This window comes from Terriglobia bacterium, assembly GCA_020072845.1.
Classification (GTDB): domain Bacteria; phylum Acidobacteriota; class Terriglobia; order Terriglobales; family Acidobacteriaceae; genus JAIQGF01.
Window position 1 is genome coordinate 55,981 of record JAIQGF010000003.1, and the last position, 26,391, is coordinate 82,371.

The window sequence follows — 26,391 nt, forward strand, 5'->3', positions numbered from 1 at the left end:
CAAGCGCAGGTAAACTCTGTCGTACTCCGGTGCCAAAGGCGCGACCGCGGAAGGACGCATCCTGGATGCCGCCGTCGATATCTTCGCCAAGCTCGGGTTCAGCGGCGCCAGCACGCGCGCGATCGCGCAGCGCGCCGGGGTCAATGAAGCCACCCTCTATCGCTGCTTCGGCCGCAAGCGCGACTTGTTCACGGCCGCGCTGGAAAGAGAACTGGGGCGGTTGCGCAGCCAGCTCGATGGCGTGCGCGCTGCCGCCCCCGGCGATCCGCAGCAGGCAATCAGCCGCGTTTTCCAAGAGCTGGCACGAGTCGTGGCCGGCAAGCCGGAGTTGATTCGCTTGCTGCAATTTAGTGTGCTGGAATTGGGCCCGGCGTTGAAGCCCCTCTATCGCAAGCACCTGGGTGACGTCATCGAAGCGAAAGCTGGGTCCCTGCATGACCGCCCTGAGCCGGCCAAGTTACCTCGTTTGCACGCCCAGGTGATCATGCTGTTCTTACTGGCCACCGTGATCGTCGTCGAGAACTTCTATGAGTTGTTCTCTGGGCCGGCGCAAGCGCCTTCGGCGGAGGCGATCACGGCAGCGTGCGCGGAGGTGTGGGGCTCCGTCCTGGTCCATGGCGGACTCGCACGCAACATTAATCCCACCGAGAGTTCCATGCGTAACGCATCATGAAACGACGGGTTGCCATAGTTCTGCTGCTCCTCATGGCTCTAACCGCCGGGTTGCAGGGGCAAGCGCCCCCGGTCAGAGAGCCCCCGGTCAGAGAGCCCCCGGTCAGCGCGCCCCCGGTCAGAGAGCCAACGGTCAGCGCGCCGAAGCCGGCTGGTAGCGATAAAGCGCGACCGGAACAGCCGCCTGCCGCGTCGCGTGCGAATCCGTACCCCGACCTTGAGGCGCTGCGCGACTTGTACCAGCAAGTGATTCCCCCACGCATTCCTCTGGCGCGCTTCGGCGCGGATTTGTTTCACACCGGGACCGGCAATGTGGACAACCTTCCCATGGACCTTCCGGTCGGACCTGACTATGTGCTCGGCACCGGGGATAACCTGAACATAGAAATGTGGGGTGGTGTTTCGCAGACGCTGACGCGGGTGGTAGACCGGCAGGGGCGCATCGCTCTACCCGAAGCCGGCACGATAGCTGTCTCTGGCAAGACCTTGGCGGAGGCCAAGGAACTGATCCAACAAACGTTGGCGCCGCAGTTTCACCAGGTTCGAGTGGACATTTCGCTAGCGCGGGTGCGCACGGTAAGGGTCTATGTGGTCGGCGACGTCGAGCGCCCGGGGGCCTATGACCTGAGCGCACTGTCGACGCCGCTGAACGGCCTGTACGCGGCCGGTGGTCCCACCGCGCAGGGATCGCTGCGCGTCTTGCAGCACCGTCGCGGTAGCCGCTTGATCAGCGAATTAGATCTGTACGATTTCCTGCTGCATGGCATCCGTGGCGACGTGGAGCGGCTGCAGCCTGGAGACACGCTTCTGGTGCCGCCCGCCGGTTCGGAGATCACCGTGGCGGGCATGGTTCGCCGGCCCGCGGTTTACGAACTAAAAAACGAAACGAAGATCTCCGAGGTACTCGACTTGGCCGGGGGAGCGCTGGTATCGGCCAGCTTCCGCCAGGTCAGTGTGGAGCGGATCGTGGCCCACGAACGCCGCGTTTTGCTGAGTGTCACGCTTTCCGACAAGAGCGTGACGGTGGAAGAGTTGCGTTCGCAGCTGGACCATTTTGCGGTGCAGGACGGCGATCGCATCCTGATTTCCCCCATCCTGCCTTACGACGAGCAAACGGTCTACCTGGAGGGACACGTATTTCGTCCCGGCAAAATTCCTTATCGAAACGGAATGCAGTTGTCGGACGTGATTCGCTCCCAGCAGGATTTGCTGCCCGAACCGGCCCAGCAGGGCGAGATCATCCGCTTGGTTCCCCCCGACTTCCATCCTGAGGCAGTACCGTTCCAACTTCGCGAGGTGCTGGCGGCGGAGGACCCCATCCCGTTGCAGCCGTTCGACACCATACGCATCTTTGGCCGTTACGAGGCCGACCCGCCCAAAGTCACGATCACCGGCGAAATCCTGCGCCCGGGCGAGTACCCGCTGGCTGCCGACATGACCGCAACGTCCCTCATGCGTTTGGCCGGCGGTTTCAAGCGCAGCGCGTATAAGGACGAGGCGGACATTGCCAGCTACGTGGTCGAAAACGGCAAACATGTGCTGACCAAGCACACGACGGTGGCCATGGCCAAGGCCCTGGCGGACCCGTCGGCGGATGTGTTGCTCAAACCGGGCGATGTGGTTAGTGTCCGGCAACTGACGCGCTGGAAAGATGTCGGTTCGGCGGTCACTCTTGACGGGGAGGTACAGCATCCCGGCGGCTACGGGATTGAGTCAGGCGAACGGCTCAGCTCCGTCCTCCGGCGCGCCGGCGGATTTCTGGACACGGCCTATGCGCCGGGGGTGGTCCTGCAACGGCTCGAGGTCCGGCGAATGGAAGAGAAGAGTCGGGTGGAACTGATTCAGAAAATCGAGTTGGCCGGTGCCACCATGCAGCTGTCGTCTGCCACGCCGCGCGAGGAGCAGCAAGCATCACAACAAGCTGCGCTGCAGCAGCAGCAGTACGTATTGAAAGCATTGCGCGAGCAACCCACCACGGGACGGATGCTGGTGCGGGTCAGCACCGACATCGCCCAGTGGGAGCGCACTCCTGCCGACGTTGAGCTGCGAGCCGGCGACTTGATCACCATTCCCAAACGGCCGACCTCGGTGCTGGTCAGCGGCCAGGTGTACAACGCCGCGGCGATCAGCTTTGCCCCGCGCAAAACGGCGGCCTGGTACCTGGAGCAGGCCGGGGGCACGACCGAACTCGCGAACAAACGAAACATCCTTATCGTGCGGGCCAACGGTTCCGTGGTGGGCACCGGGGGCGGGTCGTACTGGTGGAAGGGTAACGTGATGAGCACGCGCATCGAGCCCGGCGATGTGATCGTGGTCCCAAACAAGTTTATCGGCGGCAGCAGCACCTGGCGCAACCTGCTCAACACCGCTCAGGTGGTTTCGTCGCTGGCCATCGCCGCGCGCGTGGCCACCAGCTTCTAATGTATCGCTGGGCGAGCACACTGCTGTTGTGGACGTTGTTGGCCGGCTACACCACCGCGCAGGAAGCGGCCGGGCCCAACCACGACGCCGGGCGGATTGCGGCTGCGCCGCGCAGCGCGGGGCGCGATCGCGGAGGCGTGCCGGAGCACATGGGATCGCCTTACGTCCCGCTCGACAGCTGGGTCTACGGGGCATTCGAGCGGTTGGCTGCCCTCGGCCATGTGCGAACTGCTTTCCTGGGCCTGCGTCCCTGGACACGTTTGGAGTGCGCACGTCTGCTGCAAGAAGCTGCCGACAGCTTGGCAAAAGAGGGCGTGCCGCCCACGGATGACGCTGGAGCCCTGTATCGGTCGTTAAGCGGGGAATTTGCGGCCGAATCACGCAAGCTGCTGGGCGACCGGAACCTGGATGTGGAATTGGAGTCGCTGTACACGCGCTGGCTGCAAATCAGCGGGCCGCCGCTGGCCGATAGCTATCATTTTGGGCAGACGGTGATCAACGATTACGGCCGGCCGTATGGTCGATCGGCGAACTTGCAGGGCGGATTCAGCGGCCACGGCGAAGCTGGACCGGTCACGGTTTATGTACGCGGGGAGTACCAACAAGCACCGCGTACGCCGCCCTTGTCGGCGGCGGTACGGCAGTTGATCGCGAACCTGGACGCTGCCGAACCGCTGCCGGCAATGGCGATTCCCGCCCGGCAACAGTTTCGCTTGCTGGAGGCCTATGTCGCCCTGAATCTTGGGAATACCCAGGTCGCGTTCGGCAAGCAGAGCCTGTGGTGGGGTCCCGACCGCGGTGGGCCGCTCATGTTCAGCAACAACGCAGAACCTTTTTATATGCTGCGCCTCAGCCGGGTCTCCCCGATGTTGTTGCCCGGCCCGCTGCGCCGCCTGGGGCCGGTTCGTTGGGAGAGTTTTCTCGGCCGCCTTGAGGGCCACCGCTACCCCGCACACCCGTATATCTCCGGACAAAAGATCAGCTTCAAGCCGACGCCGAACCTGGAGCTTGGGTTCTCCAAAATCACCATCTTCGCCGGCGGAAATGTGCCCATCAGCTGGCGTGGTTACTACCGCAGCGTGTTCAGCGTAGGCGATCATCCGGGACAAACGCAGGACCCGGGTGACCGGCGCGGCGGCTTCGACTTCAGCTACCGGCTGCCGAAGCTCCGCAACTGGCTGGTTCTGTATAGCGATTCCTTGGTCGACGACGATCCCTCTCCGCTGGCCGCTCCGCGCCGGGCAGCGATGAACCCCGGCATCTACCTGGTCCGCGTGCCGGGACTGCGCCGCTTGGACTTCCGCATGGAAGCGCCGTACACCGATGTGCCCACCGGCCGCAGCTTGGGTGGCAGGTTTATCTATTGGAATGGCGCGTTTCGCGACTCCCACCAAAACAAAGGAAACCTCCTGGGCAACTGGGTGGGCCGCGAGGGACGAGGTCTGCAGGTGTGGAGCACATACTGGATCTCCGGGGAAAGTACGGTTCAGTTTGGCTACCGGCGCGGGCGGGTGGCGAGCGATTTTGTGCCCGATGGCGGGAAGCTGCAGGATGTATCCATCCGCGCGACGATTTCCCACGGCCGTAATCTTCTCCTTGACGCGTGGCTGCAACACGAGACCTGGACCTATGCGGCACTGGCCCCGGGCCGGCAAACCAACATCGCATTCTCTTTGCAACTGACTTACCGGCCCCACTGGCGACTCAGCCGGTAAACGATTTTGTATCTTCCTGACGAAACCGTGACGCACCATTCATGTTGAGCACTGTGCTGTCACCGCCTGCCGTGGAGACCGAGGCGCTGGCGCCCTCCGCCGCGGCGCCGGCCGCCGCGCCGGCGCGCCTGGCGGTGTGGCTGCGGATCCTGTGGCAGGACCGGCGATACCTGTTGCGCGGCGTCGTGGCTGGCGTCGTCGCCGGAGTCTCGTTGGCATTTCTGGTGCCGGTGCGCTATCGAGCCGAGGTGCGGTTCGTCCCGGAACAGGGAGGCGTACTGGCAAAATCCACGCTCGCCGGCTTGGCGGCGAGCCGCGAGCTGCCCGGCAACAGTGTCTCCGATCTGGTTGGTATCGCCACTGCCGCGGGGTATTTCGTGGGCCTGGCGCGCAGCCACACCATCGAAAACCGCATTATCGACCGCTTCGATTTGCAGCGTGTTTACCGCCAGCGCCTGCGGACAGGAGCGCGCCGCATGCTGGAAAAAAACACCGACCTGGCGGAGGAAAAGAAAAGCGGCATCGTCACCCTCAGCGTGGTGGACGGCGAGCGGCGGCGCGCCGCCGAGATCGCCACCGCCTACGCCGACGAACTCAACCGGAGGTCAACGGAGCTGAACGTAGGGGCGGCGCACCGGGAGCGGGTTTTCATCGAGGGACGTCTGCGGGAAGTGCGCGCGGAACTGGCGGCGGCGGAGCTATCCCTCAGCCAGTTCTCCAGCAGCAACGTGACCCTCGACATCTCCGAGCAGGCCAAGGCGATGCTCACCGCGACTGCGGCCGTGCAGGGACAACTGATTGCGGCGGAATCCGAACTGCAGGCCCTCAAGCAGATCTATGGCGCGGAAAACAGTCGCGTGCTCGCCGCCACCGCCAAAGTCGCGGAATATCGCCGGCAACTCGGGCGCCTGGAAAACGCCGGCCGCAGCCCTACGCATGAGCTCCCTTCGCTGCGGCAGCTGCCGCTGATCGGCTTGCGGTACGCCGAGCTTTACCGTCAGGCCAAGGTTCACCAAACGGTTTTCGAGCTGCTCACGCACCAGTACGAACTGGCCAAGATCGAAGAGGCGAGGGAGACGGTCAGCCTGCGGATTGTGGACCCGGCGGAGACGCCGGAAAGCCGATCGTTCCCACCGCGAGCGGTCATCGTGGTCCTCACTTGCGCCCTCACGGTCATGGCCGTCCTGAGCTGGCGCCTGGCGCGCCGGGCTTGGGCGGCACGGGGAGCCACCGATCCTTACAAATTGCTCGCTGACGAGGTGTGGCGCAGCGTGCAGCCGAGGCGAACTCCTGCGCCATAAGCGCTGTCCATTTGCCGGAAAGAGGAACGCATGATCATCACGCAGACACCATTTCGCCTGACGCTGGGCGGCGGCGGCACCGATCTGCCCAGCTACTACAGCCAGTACGGCGGTTTCATTCTCAGCATGGCCATTGACAAGTACATGTACATCAGCCTGAACACGCCGCTGCTGAGCGCCTGCATTCAGGTTCGGTACTCCCAGAATGAGGTCTGCCGAGGGCCCTCGGAAGTGCGCCACACGCTGGCCCGCGCGGCCCTGGAATTTCTGGGCGTCGCGCAGCAGATCGAGATTGTGTCCATCGCCGACATCCCCTCCGGCACGGGCCTGGGTTCCTCGGGCTGTTATCTCATCGGTTTGCTCAACGGCCTGCACACGCTGCTCGGGTGCCCCGTCGGGCCCGAGCAACTCGCCGAAGAGGCATGTCACATTGAACTGGACCTGCTGCGCAAGCCGGTCGGCAAGCAGGACCAGTACATGGCGGCGTTCGGCGGGTTGACGACGCTCAACATTGACGCGAGCGGGAGGGTGCAGGTGGACGCGCTGCGCGTGCATCCCGAGACTTTGGAGTCGCTCGAGGCCAACACGCTGCTCTTCTACACCGGGGTTTCGCGGGACGCTCTCGACATCCTCGGCCAGCAGAGCCGTGAAGTTCGGCGGGACAATGCGGTGGTGGTCGAGAGCCTGCACCAGATCAAGGCGATCGGGCTGGAAATCCAGAGCGCGCTGATGCGCGGCGACGTGCACCGCTTCGGGGAGCTGCTCGACGTTCACTGGCAATCGAAGAAGCGCCTGTCGAACGGCATCTCCAACCCGCAAATCGACGCCTGGTACGAATTGGCGCGCAAGAACGGAGCCGTCGGCGGGAAGATTTCCGGCGCCGGCGGCGGCGGCTTTCTCATGGTGTATTGCGACAACGGCAAGGCGCGACTGCGTGAGGCCATGAGCGCTGCCGGCCTGGTCGAGCTCCGCTTCCGTCTCAACTACGAGGGGAGCAAGGTGCTGGTGAACTGCATGCCCACCGACAAATGCTGGCAGCACGTCATGCGGCTGAAGGAAGTCATCGTTCGCGTACCGGAAAAAGTCGACCTGCCCGTCGCCCCGCCCGAGGTTGCGGCAGCTCCCATGGGACTGCCGGCAGCGGGCGCTGACCGGCCCCACGTGCGGCCATGAACGTGCCGGCGAAAGCCGTGTTTCTCGACCGGGACGGCGTCATCAACGAGATCGTGTATGACCGCGAGCTCGGCCTGATTGACTCACCCCGTTGCGCCCGTCAATTCCGCCTGTTGCCGCACGCCGCCGAAGGCATCCGCCTGCTCAACCAGGCTGGGTTCAAAGTCATCGTGGTGACCAACCAGCCTGGAATCGCCAAGAAGAGCCTGACCCGCCGGGCGTTGCGCGAAATCCATGGCCGCATGACGCGGATGCTGCAAGCCCGCGGAGCTCGACTGGACGCGATCTATTGTTGCCTGCACCATCCCGAAGCGAAGATCAAAACCCTGCGCCAGGTATGCGAGTGCCGCAAGCCCGGTTGCGGCCTGCTGCGCGCGGCGGCGCGCGACTGGTCGCTGGATTTGCCCAGATCGTTCATGGTCGGCGACAGCTTTACCGACATCGAGGCCGGGCATGCGGCGGGCTGCCGCACCATCTTCGTCGGGCGATGGAAGTGCGAAGCCTGCCAGCTGATGGGTGAGGACGGCGCCCGTCCTGACATCCTGGCACGCGACCTGTCGGAAGCTGCGCAATTGATTCTCCGGGGCGCAGCATGAGCAGTCGACTGCAACCGGCCGCCGGCATCAAGCCAGCGCCGACCCTGGCACGGGCACACCCCTGCTCCAGCGTCGCGCTGGACGGCAAAGCGCGCCGCCGACTCAGCTCACGGGTGGCAGGTGCCAGGTTCAAGACGGCACTGATGATCGCCATCGATGCCGCCGCGGTACTGGCGGTGATGCTGATGCTGAACCGGGGACAATGGAGTTGGCTGGCGGCCGTGTTTCAGGTCAGCATCCTGGCCGGCGGAGGGTACAAGCCGTTGGATCGGCTGCGCCCGGAGCGGGAGTTCGAGATCCTGTTCAAGTCTCTGCTGATCACTCTGTTGCTCGGCAGCGCAATCGTTGTCCTCGGATTTCCCGCACGTACTTTGCCAGCGCTGGCGGTCGCCATGCTGGCGGCGGCAACCTGCCGCGCACTCCTGCGCTGCGGATTCCAGTACTTGTGGAAACACGATCGGGGACGGCAACGCGCGATCGTAGTCGGTGGCCGCGCCGCCCTCGAGGTGCAAACCCTGCTGCGGACGCAGCGCCATTTCGCTCTGCACCTGCTCGGGTATGTCGACCGCTCCTGCGCCACCGCGACGGCGGGCGCGCTGCCCTGCCTGGGCAGCGTATCCGATCTGCCCATGTTGGTGCGGCGCCTCCGCCCGGACGTGGCGATCGTTGCCGCAGGACAACTCGACGAAGACGTTGCGGCCGAGCTTGCCCGCTGGGTGGAATTGATCATGTACGGCAAGCCACTTCCATCGTTTTGGCGGAGCCGCGGTCAACATGATTTTCTGGGCCCGCGGCCCGCTTGTGCCGCGCCGAGAGTTGCCGCCCTGCAGGGCGCGAGCAAGCGGCTGATGGACCTGGCGCTTGGCTCGCTGGGCTGTCTGGTGACCCTGCTGCTGTGGCCGCTGATCGCCTTGGCCATCAAACTCGATGATGGCGGGCCGGTGCTCTATCGCCAGCAGTACCTGGTGGCTCCGGGAAAAGCGGCCACGTACTGGAAATTCCGCAGCATGCAGGTCGATGCCGCCGCACAACTGGAGCGCGATGCCGCGCTACGCCGGGCATTCGAACGAAATTTCAAGCTGATGAACGACCCTCGCATCACGCGTGTCGGCAGGTTTCTGCGCCGCTACAGTCTGGACGAGTTGCCGGAAATGGCGAGCGTGGTACGGGGCACGATGAGCCTGGTCGGCCCGCGGACGTTGTCACCCGCGGAAGCTGCGCGCTACGGCCCGGCCTTGGAGAAAGTTCTGTCCGTCAAGCCCGGAGTCAGCGGTTTGTGGCAGGTGATGGGACGTCAAACCACCACGCGGGAGGAGCGCATTGCCATGGATTTGTTCTATGTCAACCATCGCTCGCCCTGGATGGACTGGTGGATTGTCGCGCGTACGGTTTGGAAGGTCATCGCCGCTGAAGGAGCCTACTAGCAGTGCAAGCTGCGATCCTGGCGGGAGGGTTGGCGACGCGGCTGCGGCCGCTGACAGCGAACCTGGCCAAAGCGATGCTGCCCATCGCCGGCAAACCGTTTCTCGAGCACCAGCTAGGTTTGCTGCGGCGCTGCGGTATCCGCGACATCGTGGTGTGCGTCGGCTACCTCGGCGGCCAGATCGAAAGTTACTTCGGCGATGGCGCCAACTTCGGTGTGCACCTCGCCTACAGCCGCGAGGGCGACACCTTGCGGGGAACCGGCGGCGCGCTCCGCCAGGCCGAACCGCTGCTGGCGGAGGACTTCGTCGTGCTGTACGGCGATTCCTACCTGCCGTTGGATTACGCCGATCTCTTCCGCCATGCCCGCCGCTCGAGCCTGCCGGCGACCATGGTGGTCTACCGCAACCAGGATCGCTGGGACCGCAGCAACGTGCTCGTCATCCGCGAGCGCGTTGCCGTCTACAGCAAGAGCGCGCGCCGTCCCGGCACCGTGCACATCGATGCCGGCGCGACCGTGCTGCGCAAATCGACGCTGGCGATGCTTCCCGAGCAGAGCCCGGCTGGGCTCAACGTGCTCCAGCAAGAGCTGGCGAGGAAGGGCCTGCTGGGGGCCTACGAAAGTCCCGAGCGGTTCTATGAGATCGGATCGTTCTCCGGTCTGGCGGAACTCGAGCAGATGCTCGCCCGGCGATGGAGAGCGGATGTCGCCCATGCCGGCTAGTTTGCTGGAGCCGGCTGCGATCGCCATGTCAGAGCGCAAGTATCGCCACGTCATTACCGGCGGCGCCGGCTTCATCGGAAGCCATTTGACGGAGACCCTGCTGGCCCGCGGCGAGCAGGTCGCCATCGTCGACAACCTGCGCCACAGCCAGACCGAATGGCTGCGCCGGATTCGGTCGCACCCGTGCCTGCAGTTCCATGAACTCGATGTGCGGCGCAGCGCCCGGCTGCGGCGGATTCTCGCGGAAGACGACATTGTCTGGCACCTGGCGGCCAACACCGACATGGAAATCGGCGCGCAATCGACGCGCGTCGACGTGCAACACGGCCTGCTGGCGACGCACGGCGTCCTGGAAGCCATGCTCGCCAGCGGCGCCCGCAAACTGCTGTTTGCCTCCAGCGGCGCTGTCTATGGCGACATCGCCCGGCCGCCGGCCGGCGAGCACTACGGTCCGATGCTTCCGGTTTCTGTTTACGGCGCCTGCAAAGTCGCGGCCGAAGCCCTGATCAACGCCTATTGCACTCTGTTCGAACTGCAGGCGTGGATGTTTCGCTTCGGCAACGTGCTGGGCGCGCGGATGAGCCACGGCGTGATTTACGACTTCATCCACAAGCTGCAGCGCGACGCCACGGAGCTGGAAATCCTGGGCGATGGCACGGCGGAGAAGAACTACATTCTGGTGGAAGAAGTCATCGACGGCATGCTCTTCGCCTGGCAACACACGACGCCGTGCTGCGAGGTGTTCAACTTGGGGACCGGCAGCACCACACGCGTCACCGACATCGCCAACATTGTCTGCCAGGAGATGCAACTGCCGCACGTGCGCCGGCGCTTCACCGGCGGAAAGCGCGGCTGGCCGGGGGATCAGCCCCAGGTTTTCATGGACGTCACGAAGATGTGCCGCCTCGGCTGGAGCGCCCGCCATACTTCCACCGAAGCGGTGCGGATTGCCACCCGCCGCTACTTGGGCAAAGCGGACCAACAAGAAATCACATTTGAGGAGGCAGCCAGCCGCCATGCCTAGCCGCGTATGCGTTATCGGTTTGTGGCATCTGGGGACCGTCTCGGCGGTCGGATTCGCGGAGTTGGGTCTCGAGGTTATCGGGGTCGACGACGATGCCATGCGCATCGAGCGCCTGAAGTCCGGGCACCCGCCGCTGTTCGAGCCCGGGCTGGAAGATGCGCTCCGGGAGCAGTTGGCCGCCGGACACCTGCACGTCACCACCGATTATGCGGAGGCCCTGCACGGCGCCCGCTACGTCGTGCTCGCTTTCGACACCCCGGTGAACGAACAGGACGAGGTGGATCTGACTACCGTATTCGGGGCAGCCGAAACCATGGCGCCTTGGCTCAAACCCGAGGCTGTCGTCATCGTCAGCAGCCAGGTTCCGGTGGGCACTTGCGAGCGGCTGGACCGCATGATCGGGGCCGCCGACCCGGCGCGCCCCTTCGGACTGGCCTGCGTCCCGGAAAATCTTCGCCTGGGAAGCGCGCTGGACTGCTTTCGGCACCCCAGCATGGTGGTGATCGGCGCGGAGCAGCGGCGCACCCAGGATCGCGTCGAGGCTCTCTATGAGCCGCTGCCGGCCCCGAAGATCCGGATGAGCTTGCGCAGCGCCGAGATGACCAAGCACGCGATCAACGCCTATCTCGCCACCTGCGTGAGCTACATCAACGAACTGGCGAACCTGTGCGATGCCGCCGGCGCCAATGCCGAGCAGGTCGCGGCGGCGCTGCAACTGGACGGGCGTGTCAGCCCACATGCTCCGCTGCGTCCCGGCGGTGTCGGTTTCTCGGGAGCAACCTTGGCGCGCGATCTGCGCGTCCTGCAGGCCCTCGGCCGCTCCACCCGGCATCCGACCCATTTGGTGGACGCGGTGCTCGCGGTGAACCAGGAGCAGCGGCGGCTGGTGGCGCGTCGGCTGGGAAGCATCTTCGGCTCGCTCGCCGGCTTGACCATCGGCCTCTTGGGACTGACCTACAAACCCGGCACCAGCACGCTGCGGCGTTCCGCCGCGCTGGAGATCGCGCAGGCCCTGCATGCCGGCGGCGCCCGCGTGAAAGGCTACGATCCCAAGGCTGACGCCGAAGAACTGCGCGGCCAAGAGGCCATCGAAGTCTGCGCCCGGCCGGAAGACGCGGCCAGCCAGAGCGATGCGCTGGTCATCGTCACCGGCTGGCCCGAGTTCCGGCAACTGGATTTCAGCGGCCTGGGAAAGCTGATGCGCAACCAGATCGTGATTGATGCCGGCAATCTGCTGGATGGAGAACGGATGCGCGCGCTGGGATTTGCCTATTGCGATGTGGGGCGCGGATCCAAGCTGCCGCCAGCGATTGCCGGCCGTGCCCAGGAGGAGGTTGCGCTATGCGAGTAGCCATCATCGGCGCCGGCTTGCAGGGCACACGGCGAGCCCAGGCGCTGCAAGCCATGCACGATGCGGAGCTGGCCGTCATTACGGCGCGGGAGTTGCGCGCCGCCGAGCCGCTGGCGGCGCGCATGGGATGCGCTGCCGGCGCCGGCTGGGACCAGGCAGTGCGCCGGCGGGACGTGGATGTCGTGGTGATCTGCACGCCGCCGGACTTGCATGCGCCGATCGCCCTGGCCGCTCTCGGCGAAGGCAAGCACGTGCTCTGCGAGAAGCCGCTGGCGCGCACGGTAGCGGAAGGCGAGGCGATGGTCGCGGCAGCCGCGAAACGCGGCCTGATGCTGAAGTGCGGATTCAATCACCGGCACCATCCCGCTATCGCCGCGGCCAAACAACATCTCGACCAGGGCACGATTGGCCGGGCGGTGTTTCTGCGGGCCGCTTATGGCATCTGCGGACGGCCGGGGTACGAGAAGGAATGGCGCGCCGATCCTGCCGTCGTCAGCGGCGGCCACTTGATGGAGCAGGGAATCCACGTCATCGATCTCTTCCGCTGGTTCCTCGGTGAACTGCAGGACGTCACCGCGGTGGTCCAAACCTGCTACTGGCCGATCGCGCCGCTGGAAGACAACGCTTTTGTGACCTGCCGAGGCGCCGACGGCACTCCCGCCAGCCTGCACTCCAGCCTGACGCAGTGGAAGAACTTGTTCTCGTTTGAGGTCTATGGAGAAGACGGCTACGTTGCGGTCGAAGGACTCGGCGGCGGCTACGGAACCGAGAAGTTGGTGGCCGGACAAACCACCTTCCACCGCCCCTTCGCCTGCAACGTAACGGAATTTCGCGGTGGCGACGTGTCCTGGCAGGAAGAGTGGAAGGTATTCTCGGAAGCCATCATGACCGGCAAGGCGCCCATCGGTGACGGACGCGATGGAGTCCAAGCCTTGCGCGTTGTGTTCGCGGCCTACGAGTCGGCGCATCGCGGGGAGCGCGTCTCGCTCGCCTGCGAATCAGCGGAGACGGTGGGCCGATGAAGTCGCTGATCACGGGCTGCAGCGGCCTCATCGGTCCGCACCTTGCGGAGCGCCTGCTCGCTGGCGGCGACCAGGTCCACGGCACCTACGCGTTCTCGGCGGACAACCTGCGGCCTCTGCGCGGCAGGATGAGTGTATCGTATTGCGATATTCGCGAGGCGGCCGCGGTGAGCGCGACGGTCGAAGCGACACGCCCGGAGCGGATCTTCCATCTGGCCGCACAGAGCCGGCCGCTCCGGTCCTGGGAAGATCCGGAAAGCGCTTTCCGCGTCAATGTCCTGGGCACGCTTCACCTGCTCGAAGCCGTGCGCCGTCAATGTCCCGAGGCGCTGGTTGTGGTCTTCGGCTCCAGTGCCGAGTACGGGCAATCCCTGGATCGGCCGCTGGACGAAGCCAGCCCGCTGCGGCCCGACAGCCCTTACGGGGCGAGCAAGGCCGCCGCCGAAATGCTCGCCGACGTTTATGGCCGTGCCTACAAGATCAAGGTGATTCGCCTGCGGCCGTTCTTTGTCGTGGGCCCGGGCCGCGCGCACAACATCTTTGTAGATTTTGCGCAGCGCATCGTGGCGGCGGAGAACGGCCTTGTCGATGGCCTCGATGTGGGCCGGCAGTCCACGGTGCGCGACATCCTGGACGTGCGCGACGCCGCTTCGGCCATTGCGCTCATCGCGGAGCGCGGCGGCTCGGGCGAGGTCTACAACGTGTGCACCGGGAAAGGCGTTGGCATCTCTGCGGCCCTGATGGGCATGGCCAAGCTTTCGTCCAAACCGTTGCGCCTGCGTTTCGAAGCCACCGGCGCGCGGCCGCTGGACGCTGCCGCGCTGGTAGGCGACAACACGCGGCTGCGCCGGCTGGGCTGGGAACCGCGCATCGCTCTGGAACAGACACTGGCGGATATTTTGGACTTCTGGCGCGCCGAGTTTCTCCAGCGGCAGAGCCACAACCGCGCCCAGCCGGTTGTCGTCCCTGACGGTCGCTGCTGACGAGCCTCGGACTCATGAAAGCAGTTGGGATGAGTGGTGATCCCTAAATCCTCCCGGAGGCAGGTATGAAAGCACTGGTGACCGGCGGCGCCGGATTCATTGCGTCGCACATCGTCGACGCTTACGTCGAGCTTGGCATGGAAGTCGTGGTGGTGGACAACCTGTCGCGCGGATTTCGGGCGAACCTGAACCCGCGAGCGCGATTCTACGAGGCGGACATCCGTGACTCTGCCGCCATGCGCTCCATCTTCCAGGCGGAAGAGCCGGATTACATCAATCACCATGCGGCCCAGATGGACCTGCGCCGCGCCGTCCATGAGCCGGTGTTCGACGCCGAGGTCAACATCCTGGGCTCGCTCCACCTGCTGAACCTGGCGGTGGAGTTCGGCATTCGCCGGTTCATCTACGCCTCGACCGGCGGCGCGGCCTACGGCGAGCCGCTCTCGGTGCCGATCGCGGAGGAGCACCCGATCCGGCCCATCACTCCGTACGGCATCAGCAAGCACACGGTCGAGCACTACCTGTTCAATTACCGGGTCCTCTACGGACTGGAATATGTCGTACTGCGATACGGCAACGTCTATGGCCCGCGACAGAGTTCGCAGGGAGAAGCGGGCGTGGCGGCCATCTTCTGCGAGCAGATGCTGGCGGGCGAGACGCCCAGGATTTTCGGCAATGGCGCCAAGACGCGGGATTACATCTACGTGAGCGATGTGGCGAGGGCCAACGTGCAGGCGTTGCGGCTCGGCAATGGCGAGCTGTTCAACATCGCCACCGGAGTGCCGACCACCGACGAGGAGGTCTTCCACGCCGTGCGCGCGGCGATCGGGATCGCTCCGTTCACGCCGCGCTACCTGGACAAGCGCCCGGGAGAGATCGATCACTGCTACCTGAACGTCGACAAAGCGGCGCGCCAACTGCGGTGGCGTTCCGAGGTCAAGCTGGCGGACGGGCTGCGGGAAACCGTCGCCTATTTTCAGGAGCGCCACGCCGGCGCGGCGGCGCGGTGAGGACGATGAAGGCGATGTTGCTGGCTGCCGGATGCGGTGAGCGGCTGCGGCCCCTGACCTGCCGGACGCCGAAATGCATGTTGAAATTTGCCGGCAAGCCCTTGCTGGAACATTGGATCGACAAACTCAGCGCCGGCGGAATCCGCGACCTGGTGATCAACGTGTCGCATCTGGCGGAGAAGGTGACCGGCTATTTCGGCTCGGGCGAGCGCTGGGGCGTCCGCATCGAGTACGCGCGCGAGCCGGCCCTGCTGGGGACCGCCGGCGCGGTGCGGCAAATGCGCCCCGTGCTAGGCGATGCTCGCTTCCTGGTGATCTATGCCGACAACCAGAGCGACTGCGGGCTGCGGGAGATCGTGGACTTCCACGCGGCGCGCCGGGCCGTGGCCACCATGGCGGTGTGCCGCATTGAAGATCCCAGTTCGTGCGGAATTGTCGGCCTGGCCGAAGACGGACGCATCACCCGCTTCCTGGAGAAGCCCACGCCGGAGCAAACCTTCAGCCACTACATCAATGCCGGGATTTACGTCATGGAGCCGGACATCTTCGAACACATTCCCGCCGACGGGACGCCGGACTTCAGCCGCGACGTGTTTCCCCGCATGCTGCGGACGGAGGCGCCGCTCTACGCGTTCTGCTACGGCGGTCATGTGCTGAAGTTCGACACCTTCGCCGACTGGCACCAGTCGGAGATGTGGGCGCGGCAAAGACAAGCCGCCTCGGCATCGCAATCGGCGGCGCATTCCTGAACGGAAGCGGTGGTCACAGCAGCGACAGCCATCGGCGATGAGATTGGGTTCGGCGCCGCACGCCTCGCCGTGTCGGTGATCATTGCCACCTACCGCCGCCGCGAACTCCTGTGCGACACACTCCGGCACATCCTGAACCAGGGCTACCCCAACCTGGAAGTAATCGTGGTGGACCAGACGGAGCCTGGCTTGGGCGAGGGGATTGACCACGATTTGCTGGCGTGCGTGCAGTATGTGCGGACGGCGCAGCCCAATCTTTCTCGCGCCCGCAACCTCGGGCTCGACCGCAGTCATGGCGCCATCCTTCTGTTCTGCGACGATGACATCGTTCCCTGCCAGGACTGGATTGCGGCGCACGCGCGCCGCTACTGCGATCCCCAGGTGATGGCCGTCGCCGGCGGAGAACGGGTGTGCGGTTCCAGCCTGGCCGATAAAAGCGTGCAGCGCGCCCGGTGGAAGAGGCTGATTTTTCGCCTGCTGATGCTCGGTCAGAACCTGAAAACCAGGTTGACAGGCCAGGCCGTGAGCGGCCGCATCGGCAACCGCATTGTCGCCCAGTTCAGCGCCAGCGGGGCGATCTTGCACGACTGGACCGTGCAGGGGACCGGCGATGTGGACTTTGCCAAGGGCTGCAACATGTCGTTCCGCCGGCAGGTTTTTGAAATCGTCGGCCGATTCGACCCGGGTTGCACCGGGCGCGAGGAGACGGACCTCTTCCTGCGCATGAAGCGTGCCGGGCTGCGCGTCCTGTACGACTCTTCCGCCGCCGTCCTGCACCTGAAATCCGACGTGGGCGGAACGCGCGTGTCGGACCCGGCGGCGCATTACCAGTGGCTCTTCTATTACGAGGCCTACTTCTTCCTGAAAAATTTTCCGTGGCGGTACTTTCCCCTGTTTCTCGCGCGGCTGTTGCCGGAAATTGCCGGTTGCGGCAAAGCGGTCGGGTTGCGCGGGGCGAAACTCTTGTGGAGGAGTCTCAAGCAGGCTGGGGCAGCGGCGCGACAGGCGAGAACGAACCCCGAGCTTGCCGGGACCGATCCAAGCTGCGGGAGGAGCGCGCTGGCGCCTCACAGCACGCAGCATCCGTGAACCCGGCATTGAGCAGCGCCACCGAAACCGTTCCCTCCAGCTCGGTTGTTCTGCTGCTGGCCGTTACCGTATGGATTGCGGTCGTGCTGGCCTCGATCGTGATCTCCCCCATGGTTCTGCTCTCCAGCGTGCTGGTGGTGCCTGCGATCTGCTTCCTCCGGCCGGCCGCTCTGCCCTATCTTCTCTTGCTTGCGATCTGCGCCACCGGCCTGTTGGTAGTGAGCAACTCCGAACTGGGAGCAGGCCTGGCCAGCGCAGGCTTGTTTCACGTCACCTTTGCCGACGCCGTATTGCTAGCGGCGCTGGTGGCCGAGGCCGCGCGCAAGCTGGTGTGGGGTTCGCCGTGGCTGCCCTGGTCGCGCATCGACACCGGCCTGTGCGCCGTCACTGCGGCCACCCTGATCAGCGCGGTCTTCGCGCTCGACCGCGGCACCGGCTTCGTCGCGGTCGTACAGACGGTGGAATTCTGGATTCTTGCCCGCATCATCGCCCAAGGCCTGGAGCGGCTGGAGAGCGCGCTCGCCTTTTACCGCTTCTTCGTCGCCGTGGCGCTGGGCGAGCTGGCGCTGGGCCTGGTGCAATACCTTTTCGCCGATGCCGCCGCCGGACGTGAGCCGCTGATGGCAGGAACCCTGGGCAGTCCGTATCTGTTCGGCTTGTTGCTCGGATGGGCAGCGATGATTGCCTATACGCAGCTCCTCGCCAAACCCCGCCCCCTGCACCAGTGGGCGTGGGTGGCTGCCTTCATTTGCCTGATTGCCGGCTTGCTGCTTTCCGGCAAGCGGAGCCAATGGCTGGCGCTGACGGCGACCATCCTGGTTCTGACGGCGACACGCTGGAGCCGGCGAACGGCGGCTGCGGTCCTGTTGTTTATCGCGATCGCCGCTGCCTCCCTCAGCCTTCCGCCCGTGCGGGAGACCGTCGCCGGCAAGATCGAGCAGGCGCTGCGGTACGAGGAGATCGGTACGCAGGGCTACGCGCGGTACCGGCTGGTGCAGACCTGCTGGCAGTTGTTCGTGGCTAATCCATGGTTGGGGATCGGCCCCAAGAACTTCCGCGCCGTGTCGGAACGCTACATTGCCAGCCGGGAAACCGGAGGCTACAGCGCACTGGCGACGGAGCAGTGGCCGCTCGGCAAGCTGGCGGAGCAGGGCGTGGTTGGCTACGCCGCCTTCCTTTATCTTATGTACGTCCTGCTGCAGCAATCGTTCCAGGTCATGCGCCGGCAGCCGCTGGACCGCGTCACCGTCACGCTGTTTGCCTTCTTCGTATACATCACGGCCGAGCTGGGCGAGTGGTTCGCCACCGAACGCGGGCACATCAACTTCATTTTCATCGGACTCCTGATGGCAGCGACCTATCGAGGCTCGCCCAGCGCACGGCCGCAAGCGGTTGACGGTGATCTGGCGTGAGCGACGATCGCGCCCCGGCCGCGGCGGGGCTCGAGCCCGGCAGGCCCTGGCCGACCTTTGCCAGCGTGGCGCGCCAGAGCGTGGCGCTGATGCCTGTCCTGCTGCTGGCGCGCGTGGCGGACCTGGCGAAATTCATGGTGATTGCCCGCGCCTTTGGCGCCTCTGCCGTCATGGATGCCTTCTTTGTGGCGTCGAGCATCCCCTTCGGCCTCAGCAGTCTGGTAGAAAGCACCGCGGAGCAGGGCTTCGTGGCCCTGGGCACGGGTGCGCGCGCGGAGAAGGAGGGCAGCGATTGGACGCTGCAAGCGGTTCTGCTGCAACTCGCCGTGCTGACGTTCTGCCTGATCGCGGCCCTCTACCTGTTGTGCGCCGACTCCGTCGTTGCCCTGGTCGGGCGCGGCCTCTCCCCGGCGGCGCGCGTGGCGGCGGCGCGGCTGACGCAACTGCTGGCGCCCATCCTGCTGCTCAGCCCGGTCTTCGGATTGCTCACCGGCTTCCACTACGCGCGCGGCCATTATGTTTGCCGCACGCTGACGCCGGCGATCGGCGCGGTGGTTTTGGCGCTCTGCCTGTGGTGGCTGCGCGGCCGGATGGGCATCCACGGCCTCGCCATCGCTTACAGCGCCGCCTACGTGGTGCAGGTGGGCCTGTTGCTGCCGCTGTTTTGGAATTTGCGGCGACACCGGACCCCTCTGCCGCACCCTCTGTCCCACTACGGCGGGACGGCGATCCGGTTCCTGCTTCCGATGTTGGCGGTTTCGGCGTTTACCAACATGAACCTGATTGTGGACCGCGCCGTCGCCTCTTTTCTTCCGCCGGGCGCGATCTCCTATGTCGATTACGCGAACCGGCTGGGAAACATGTTCTGCAACCTGGTGGTGGGCACCTTCGTGATGGTGTTCTACCCGTTCCTGGCGCGCCAGGCGGCGGTGTTCGATGCGACGGTGGTCGCCGGAGGAACGGAAAAGGCCTTGCGTGCGGTGTCGCTGGTGATGGTTCCCACGCTCGCCATCGCCGCCTGGATGCGTGTTCCCACGGTGCGGCTTCTGTTCGAGCGCGGCGCGTTTACCCACGCCGATTCGCTGGCGACCGGCGCCGCCTTTGCCGCGCTCGCGCCCGGCCTGCTGTTCCTGTCTTTAAACACGGTGCTGATTCGAGGCTTCTACAGCCTGCACGACTCTCACATGCCGATGCTGGCCGCCACCGCCAGCGTGGTGCCTAACTTTCTCCTGGACATTCTGCTGGCCCGCTATTGGAGCTTCGTGGGAATTGCCGCGGCGACGTCGGCCGTGCAGGCGCTCATGTTCCTGATGCTGGCGTGGTTGTTTCAGCGGCAGCACGCGCCTCTGCGGCTGCGACCGCTGGCCTGCGGCGGAGCGAGGATGATGTTGGCCGCTGCCGTCTCCATCGCGTCGGTGCAGGGCTTGTTGTGGTGCGCGCGCGACTCGGCTGCGGCTGAGGAAGCCGGACTGGCGACCGTCGCAGCCATCCTGCTCGCGGCCCTCATCTATGTCACGGCCGCGAGTGCGCTGGGCGTGCGCGAGTGCCAGCGCCTGCTGGCGTGGTGCATGGCGCTGGCCACCGGGCCGACCATGGGCACAACCCGCAAATGACGCATCGCGTGCAACAAACGGTCCACGAGCCGGCGGCGGAATTCGTTGCCGTGACCTGCAGCTTCTGCGGCGTGGACGACGCGGTCACCCTCGGTTTCCGCGACCGCCTCTGTGCCATCCTGCGGCGCCTCGGGCTGACGCTGGAACGCCTGTGGGTGAGCGGAGCCGGCAGCCACCGCTATCCGCCGCACCGGGAGCTGCAGACTTTCTTCCAGATGGAGCGGCCGGTTAGCAAGCGAATCATCATGCGCGCCGGGCAATGGCTGAGGTGCGGGGAATTGCTGGTAGCCTACGCTCGCAAGCCGTTGTCCGTCGCTGCGGGCGACCGCCTGGCGCCGACCTAAGGCCGCGGCGCCTGCTGAACTCCACAGTCTCGTTGGTGCGCATCGCCATCGTTCATCCCGATCTGAGCAGCGGCAAGGGCGTGGAAAGTTACACGCTGGAGCTGGCGCGATCGCTGGCCACCGAGCACGAGGTGCACGTGTTCGCCAACCGCTGGGAGGCCCTGCCCGCCAACGTGCGGCTGCACAAGGTGTGGGCGATGCCCGGCCCGCATTTTCTCCGCCTGCTGACCTTCGCGGTGAACGTCACGCGCCAACTGCGCCGGCAATCCTTCGACCTGGTCAACGTGCAAGGCTTTTGCGCGCTGGCGGGCGACGTGGTGACCGTGCACGGCTGCTATCGTTCTTACTGGCAGTTGCGCCGGAAATTGCCGGCTCGCCTGCGGAAGTGGCTGAACCCGTTTCATTATGTCGCCCTCGGCCTCTCGGACCGGCTGTTCACCAGCCGCCACACGCGCTGGGTGATTGCGCTTTCCCAGGGCGCCGAGAAGGATATCTGCGACGTTTACGGTTTTCCGCCCCAGCAAATCCTGGTGAGAACCCCGGGAGTGGATCGCGACAAATTTCATCCTGCCAACCGCGTCCGCTACCGCCATGAGGTTCGTGCGGGATTTGATCTCCGCGAGGACGACTTCGTCCTGCTGTTCGCCGGCAACGAGTTTCAGCGCAAGGGGCTCGATCTGGTGCTGCAGGCGATGGCCCGCATCAGCCAGCCTCGGTTGAAGCTGCTGGTCGCGGGCGCGACACATCCGGCAGTCCAGTGGCAGTACCGGCGCCTGGCGCGGAAGTTGGGCGTGCAGGTGCGTTTTGCCGGCCGGCAGCGCAACATGGATCGAATCTACGCCGCGGCTGACGTGTTCATTCTCCCGTCGCGGTATGAAGCTTTCCCTGCCGTAGTCCTGGAGGCGGCAGCCTCCGGCCTGCCGCTGCTCGGCTCGCGTACCAATGGCATCCGCGATGTTCTGATCCACGATCGCAACGGCTGGTACGTCGAACTCGATCCTGCCGACATTGCGGCCCGGATCACCGCGCTGATGGACCACCCGCTGCAGTTGTTGCGCGTGGGCATGGCGGCGCGCGTCAGCACCGAAGACTTTGACGCAAACCGGGCCAGGGCCTCGCTGCTCTCCACCTACACCAGCCTGGCGAAGAACGGTTTGCCTGCGACGGCGCCGACCAGCCAGGAGTGCGAAGCGCAGCAGCCGGAGCAGCCGCATGCGCTCTTCTGACCTGCCAACCGGACTGAGGCTGGCGGACCCCGCCGCCCACCTCGGCGACTTGCGTGTTGCCATTGTTCATTACTGGTTGCTGAACCGGCGCGGTGGAGAGCACGTCGTCGATGCTCTGCTCGACATTTTTCCCCAGGCTGATTTGTTCACCCTGGTGCTGGATCGGCGCTCGCTGCCTCCGGCCTACTCGTCGCATCGCGTGAACGCTTCCTGGCTGCAGCACCTTCCCGGTATCCGTCGCCACTACCAGAAACTGGTATTTCTCGCGCCGCACGCGTTGGAGCAGTTCAACCTCGGCGCCTACGACCTGGTGATCAGTTCGGAGGCGGGGCCGGCCAAGGGCGTCCTGACACGCTCCGATGCCTGCCATATCTGCTACTGCCACTCACCCATGCGGTACATCTGGGACCTGTACCACGATTACCTTCACGAGGCGCCATGGGGGGTAGTAGGGCGGGTATTCTATTCGGCGGTCGCCCATTACCTGCGCCAGTGGGACTACGCCACGGCGGCGCGCGTCGACTACTTCATCACCAATTCGCAGGCCGTGGCCGACCGCATTCGCAAGGCTTATCGCCGTGAGGCGACCGTCATTCCTCCGCCCGTCGATGTCGCCGCTTTCCGGTTGGCGAACGGGCCCGGCGAGTTCTACCTGGTCATCGGCGCTTTATCTCCGTACAAGCGAGTCGACCTCGCGGTCAGCGCCTGCACCCGCCTGAATCGCAAGCTGGTCGTCATTGGCGAAGGCAAGGAGTTCAAAGCTCTCCGCCGGCTCGCGGGCAGCTCGGTAACATTCCTCGGCTACCAACCGGATGCTGTCGTCCGCGATCATTACCGGCGTTGCCGCGCGTTGCTTTTCCCCGGGGAAGAGGATTTCGGCATCACCGTGGTGGAAGCGCAGGCGTGCGGCCGGCCGGTCATCGCGTACGGCCGTGGTGGCGCGCTCGACACCGTCCAGGGAGTCTTTCCTGGTGAGGCGTGGCGGCCGGGCACGACCGGCGTGTTTTTCCCGCGGCAGGAGGTGCACGACGTGATGGAAGCCCTGCTCAGGTTTGAGCAATCGGAGTCGCAATTTGATGCCGTCGGCATTCGCCGCCATGCAGAGCAGTTCGATGTGCGGCGTTTCAAGCAGCGACTCGCTGCGTTTGTCGCCAGCAGGCTCGCTGAATTTCGGGCGCAGTTGCACTCGCATCCGGCGGCGGGCAGCACCATCGCGGAAGCTGCGCCAGCGCCGATCGTGGACACAGCGGTCGAACTGCTTCCGACAGCGGGGAATCGCCATGACTGACCAGGCTCGAGTGCCGGGGACGAGCAGGAGAGTCTTGGACGCCCTGCTGTTCATGGCGGGCTCGCCGCTGGAAACCCTCCGCTGGGCGCACCATCGCAGCCAGAGAAACCATGTGGAGCGCTTCTGCCGGCCGCTGGACAAAATCTTTCCCGGTATCGGCGGTACTTCGATCGCGCTGGCGGGGGCTGAAGGGCTCGCGGGCGAAGTCTTTGATCGCGACCTGATGTACTTGTGTCTGCTCGCCAAGCACCTGAACCCCACGCGCACCCTGGAGATCGGGACACTGTACGGCAGGACGACATTGAATCTCGCCATGAATACTACCGAGGCGGCAAGGATCTGGACGGTGGATCTCGGCGCCGCGGAAATCGGTATCGGCAAGCAGCCAGCCGATGTCGGCATGAAGTTTCGTAACACGCCATTCGCGGGCAAGATTACGCAGATCATCCATGACTCGCGGACCCTGGACCTCGATCCCCTCTTGCCGTTGGACCTGGTGTTCATTGATGGAGACCACCGCTACCAGAGCGTCAAGCAGGACACTTTGAAGTGTTTGCCCGCAATCCGTCGCGGCGGCGTCCTGGCGTGGCACGACTATGGCTTGTCGGAAGACGTGACCGCGTGGCTCGACGAATCGCGCGCCACGCGCGGCCTGGACATCTGGTGCCTGCCCGAGAGCTGTGTGGCGGTGCATCGCCGGCCCTGATCGGAGTCTACGCCCACCCGGAACATCCCCTGCAGTCCCAAGCACAGCGGCAGCGAGCCGCGGTGGAGGAATCATGCCCACAAACTACACCTCGCAATACGTGAAGGAAGCGGCCGAGATCCTGCAGGCGCTGGATCAAGCCTCGGTGGAAGAAATGGTTCGCCTGCTGGTGCAGGTGCGCCGCGGTGGAGGCCGTCTCTTCTTCGTCGGCGTGGGCGGCGGCGCCGGCCATGCCTCGCACGCGGTGTGCGACTTTCGCAAGATCGCCGGCATGGAGGCTTACAGCGTCACCGACAACGTTTCGGAGCTGACGGCGCGCATCAACGACGACGGCTGGGACAGCGCTTATGAACATTGGCTGCGCGGCAGCCGCTTGCGTGGCGGCGACATGCTGTTTGTCTTTTCCGTTGGGGGTGGAGACCTGGAGCGCCGCATCAGTTCCAACGTGGTGCACGCCGTGCGCTACGCCAAGCAGGTGGGCGCCCTGGTATGCGCCATCGTCGGCCGCGACGGCGGATACGCGGCCAAGGCGGCCGACGTCGCCATCGTCGTGCGCACCGTCAATCCGGACACGGTCACGCCGCATACAGAGTCGTTCCAGGCGATGCTGTGGCACCTGCTGGTATCGCATCCCGAATTGAAGTGCAACCCGATGAAGTGGGAATCCGTCCGCTGACCGAACTCGACCCAGTTTGCCCATCTCGTGGAGCAGACCACCGTTGCGGGTAGCCCACCGGCCCGCCGGCGGCCTGCTGCCATCACCGATCACCGAAAAACTTGTTTGCGCGTGCGCGGGCCTGCGCTGTCGGCTTGGCGCATGCGGAATGGAGGTCTACCTTGCATTCAAACCTGGAAAAACTGCAGGTGCAAATCTTTGCCGACGGCGCTGACCTTGCCGGCGCACTGGAGCTGTACAAGAACCCCCTGATCCGCGGCTTCACCACCAATCCGACGCTGATGCGCGCCGCCGGCGTCACCGACTATGCGCAGTTTGCCCGCACCTTGCTGGGCGCCATCCCCGACCGGCCGATTTCGTTCGAAGTGATTGCCGATGACTTCGAAGAAATGGAGTGGCAGGCGATGGAAATCGCGTCGTGGGGTGGACAGGTCAACGTCAAGATTCCCGTCACCAATACGCGCGGAGAGAGTTCCGTGCGCCTGATTCGGCGCCTGGCCCGTGCCCAGGTGCGGCTGAACGTGACCGCACTCCTGACTCTGGACCAGGTGCGCGAAGTGGCGGAGTCCCTGGGGGGTAGTCCGTCGTACGTCTCGGTGTTTGCCGGCCGCATCGCCGACACCGGCCGCGACCCGGTGCCGCTGATGACCGAGGCGGTCAAGATTTTGGAACCCTATCAGCGCCTGCAACTGATCTGGGCCAGCCCGCGCGAACTCCTCAACATCTTCCATGCCGACGCAATCGGTTGCCACGTCATTACCGTCACTCACGACGTTTTAAGGAAACTGGCACTCGTGGGCAAAAGCCTCGACGAATATTCACTGGCGACGGTGAAAATGTTCTACGACGATGCGCAGAAGGCAGGATTCCGCCTGGCAAGGCCGGGTATGGAACAGGTCGCCTGACCGCGCCGAGGCGTTACCGTCAAGCAACACGGGAAATGGGGTGTAATAATCCGGCGGGTTTGCAGGTTCAACGGAATCTCCCGAATGCTTGAGTAACACGCTGCTCCGGCCTCTTGCAGCCGCTCGGACCCAGGTAGTGGGTCGAGCGGCTTTGTTGTCTGGCTCAGGCCCGCGTATCCAACAAGGCCTGTTTTTCTCAGCTTTTCGAAGATGGGGAACGCGACGTGCCCGATTTGGTTTCATTGTCTTGCACTGGATCGCGTGATCTAGACCTGCACACACTTGGGCGCGCTCTTGCTCACGCTCGTGATCGTCCTCGGCATCGCCGTTGTTTTATACTCGGGAGCAGTCAGGCGATGAACAGCAAAGGTAGCGATGGCACGCTGTTTGTGTAAGGCATCATGAAGACCGAAAACGAGAGGGCCATGCAGAAAGCTGTGGGCCAGTAAGTTTGTTCAATTAACCGAGGAGACCACGAACTATGAGTCGACACGCGTTACGTATCACTGCGGTAGTGCTGGTACTGATAGTGGCTGCAATCACGCCCGCGCTGGCCGCTGATGCCGTTGCCGGGCACGCCGTCTACGACAAGAAGTGCAAGATGTGCCACGGCGCCACCGGCGAAGGGAACCCGGGTATGGCCAAGGCGCTCAATACGGCCATTCCACCGCTGGGTTCGCCTGAGGTGCAGAAGATGAGCGATGCCGACCTGAAGAAGATCGTCACCCAGGGCAAGGGCAAGATGAAACCGCCCGCGGGTCTGAGCAGCGCCGATGTTGACAACGTGATCGCGTTCATTCGCACGCTGAAGAAGTAGGTTTGTGAGAGCGGTTGTTTCATTGGTGGAAACAGTCTCCGGCCAGCGAACGGGGGCGCCCGCGATTGGCCGGAGGCGAATTCCACGTAGCCTGATTGACGCCCTCGGTGTGGGGTCGGCTGCGTCGCTACAATCAGTGGCCGCGGAGGAAA

General features: G+C 64.8%; 24 protein-coding genes. All 24 read left to right on the forward strand.

Annotated features, from left to right (window positions below):
• Positions 1–16 precede the first annotated feature (16 nt).
• Positions 17–673, forward strand: coding sequence for a TetR/AcrR family transcriptional regulator (locus LAN70_02620; GenBank protein MBZ5510041.1), 657 nt, complete (start codon positions 17–19; stop codon positions 671–673).
• Complete coding sequence (locus tag LAN70_02625; GenBank protein ID MBZ5510042.1) at positions 670–3,093, forward strand: SLBB domain-containing protein; 2,424 nt, start codon at positions 670–672, stop codon at positions 3,091–3,093. The genes LAN70_02620 and LAN70_02625 overlap by 4 nt, the downstream gene beginning before the upstream one ends.
• A 38-nt stretch (positions 3,094–3,131) precedes the next feature.
• A complete protein-coding gene (locus tag LAN70_02630) occupies positions 3,132–4,808 on the forward strand; it encodes a capsule assembly Wzi family protein (protein ID MBZ5510043.1) in 1,677 nt (558 codons plus the stop codon).
• A 41-nt stretch (positions 4,809–4,849) separates the two neighbouring features.
• Positions 4,850–6,109 (forward strand): lipopolysaccharide biosynthesis protein, encoded by a 1,260-nt coding sequence (locus LAN70_02635; GenBank protein MBZ5510044.1) that lies wholly within the window; start codon positions 4,850–4,852, stop codon positions 6,107–6,109.
• A 30-nt stretch (positions 6,110–6,139) separates the two neighbouring features.
• Complete coding sequence (locus tag LAN70_02640; protein ID MBZ5510045.1) at positions 6,140–7,282, forward strand: galactokinase; 1,143 nt, start codon at positions 6,140–6,142, stop codon at positions 7,280–7,282.
• Positions 7,279–7,878 (forward strand): HAD family hydrolase, encoded by a 600-nt coding sequence (locus LAN70_02645; protein MBZ5510046.1) that lies wholly within the window; start codon positions 7,279–7,281, stop codon positions 7,876–7,878. The genes LAN70_02640 and LAN70_02645 overlap by 4 nt, the downstream gene beginning before the upstream one ends.
• A complete protein-coding gene (locus LAN70_02650; protein ID MBZ5510047.1) occupies positions 7,875–9,302 on the forward strand; it encodes a sugar transferase in 1,428 nt (475 codons plus the stop codon). The genes LAN70_02645 and LAN70_02650 overlap by 4 nt, the downstream gene beginning before the upstream one ends.
• Before the next feature lie 2 nt (positions 9,303–9,304).
• Complete coding sequence (locus LAN70_02655) at positions 9,305–10,024, forward strand: NTP transferase domain-containing protein (protein MBZ5510048.1); 720 nt, start codon at positions 9,305–9,307, stop codon at positions 10,022–10,024.
• The gene (locus tag LAN70_02660; GenBank protein ID MBZ5510049.1) at positions 10,014–11,048 is read left to right on the forward strand and encodes an NAD-dependent epimerase/dehydratase family protein; all 1,035 of its coding nucleotides are present in this window, start codon (positions 10,014–10,016) and stop codon (positions 11,046–11,048) included. The genes LAN70_02655 and LAN70_02660 overlap by 11 nt, the downstream gene beginning before the upstream one ends.
• Complete coding sequence (locus LAN70_02665) at positions 11,041–12,399, forward strand: UDP-glucose/GDP-mannose dehydrogenase family protein (protein MBZ5510050.1); 1,359 nt, start codon at positions 11,041–11,043, stop codon at positions 12,397–12,399. Before LAN70_02660 ends, LAN70_02665 begins: the two co-directional genes overlap by 8 nt.
• Complete coding sequence (locus tag LAN70_02670) at positions 12,390–13,421, forward strand: Gfo/Idh/MocA family oxidoreductase (GenBank protein ID MBZ5510051.1); 1,032 nt, start codon at positions 12,390–12,392, stop codon at positions 13,419–13,421. The genes LAN70_02665 and LAN70_02670 overlap by 10 nt, the downstream gene beginning before the upstream one ends.
• On the forward strand, positions 13,418–14,404 hold the full coding sequence (locus LAN70_02675) for a GDP-mannose 4,6-dehydratase (protein ID MBZ5510052.1): 987 nt from the start codon (positions 13,418–13,420) through the stop codon (positions 14,402–14,404). The genes LAN70_02670 and LAN70_02675 overlap by 4 nt, the downstream gene beginning before the upstream one ends.
• 65 nt (positions 14,405–14,469) lie before the next feature.
• Positions 14,470–15,414, forward strand: a complete 945-nt coding sequence (locus LAN70_02680; protein ID MBZ5510053.1) for an NAD-dependent epimerase/dehydratase family protein — start codon at positions 14,470–14,472, stop codon at positions 15,412–15,414.
• Between the two features lie 5 nt (positions 15,415–15,419).
• Complete coding sequence (locus LAN70_02685) at positions 15,420–16,163, forward strand: nucleotidyltransferase family protein (protein MBZ5510054.1); 744 nt, start codon at positions 15,420–15,422, stop codon at positions 16,161–16,163.
• 9 nt (positions 16,164–16,172) lie between these two features.
• A complete protein-coding gene (locus tag LAN70_02690) occupies positions 16,173–17,252 on the forward strand; it encodes a glycosyltransferase (protein MBZ5510055.1) in 1,080 nt (359 codons plus the stop codon).
• A complete protein-coding gene (locus tag LAN70_02695; GenBank protein ID MBZ5510056.1) occupies positions 17,249–18,664 on the forward strand; it encodes an O-antigen ligase family protein in 1,416 nt (471 codons plus the stop codon). The genes LAN70_02690 and LAN70_02695 overlap by 4 nt, the downstream gene beginning before the upstream one ends.
• Positions 18,661–20,277, forward strand: a complete 1,617-nt coding sequence (locus LAN70_02700) for a polysaccharide biosynthesis C-terminal domain-containing protein (protein ID MBZ5510057.1) — start codon at positions 18,661–18,663, stop codon at positions 20,275–20,277. The genes LAN70_02695 and LAN70_02700 overlap by 4 nt, the downstream gene beginning before the upstream one ends.
• Positions 20,278–20,285: 8 nt before the next feature.
• The gene (locus tag LAN70_02705) at positions 20,286–20,621 is read left to right on the forward strand and encodes a hypothetical protein (GenBank protein MBZ5510058.1); all 336 of its coding nucleotides are present in this window, start codon (positions 20,286–20,288) and stop codon (positions 20,619–20,621) included.
• Positions 20,622–20,656: 35 nt separating this feature from the next.
• Positions 20,657–21,847: a glycosyltransferase family 4 protein gene (locus tag LAN70_02710; protein MBZ5510059.1), complete on the forward strand. Its 1,191-nt coding sequence runs from the start codon at positions 20,657–20,659 to the stop codon at positions 21,845–21,847.
• Positions 21,848–21,896: 49 nt separating this feature from the next.
• On the forward strand, positions 21,897–23,135 hold the full coding sequence (locus LAN70_02715) for a glycosyltransferase (protein ID MBZ5510060.1): 1,239 nt from the start codon (positions 21,897–21,899) through the stop codon (positions 23,133–23,135).
• Positions 23,128–23,841 (forward strand): class I SAM-dependent methyltransferase, encoded by a 714-nt coding sequence (locus LAN70_02720; GenBank protein ID MBZ5510061.1) that lies wholly within the window; start codon positions 23,128–23,130, stop codon positions 23,839–23,841. The genes LAN70_02715 and LAN70_02720 overlap by 8 nt, the downstream gene beginning before the upstream one ends.
• A gap of 73 nt (positions 23,842–23,914) precedes the next feature.
• Complete coding sequence (locus LAN70_02725) at positions 23,915–24,517, forward strand: SIS domain-containing protein (GenBank protein MBZ5510062.1); 603 nt, start codon at positions 23,915–23,917, stop codon at positions 24,515–24,517.
• 188 nt (positions 24,518–24,705) lie between these two features.
• The gene (locus LAN70_02730) at positions 24,706–25,422 is read left to right on the forward strand and encodes a transaldolase (GenBank protein ID MBZ5510063.1); all 717 of its coding nucleotides are present in this window, start codon (positions 24,706–24,708) and stop codon (positions 25,420–25,422) included.
• A gap of 481 nt (positions 25,423–25,903) precedes the next feature.
• The gene (locus LAN70_02735) at positions 25,904–26,239 is read left to right on the forward strand and encodes a cytochrome c (GenBank protein MBZ5510064.1); all 336 of its coding nucleotides are present in this window, start codon (positions 25,904–25,906) and stop codon (positions 26,237–26,239) included.
• The last annotated feature ends 152 nt before the right edge of the window (positions 26,240–26,391 follow it).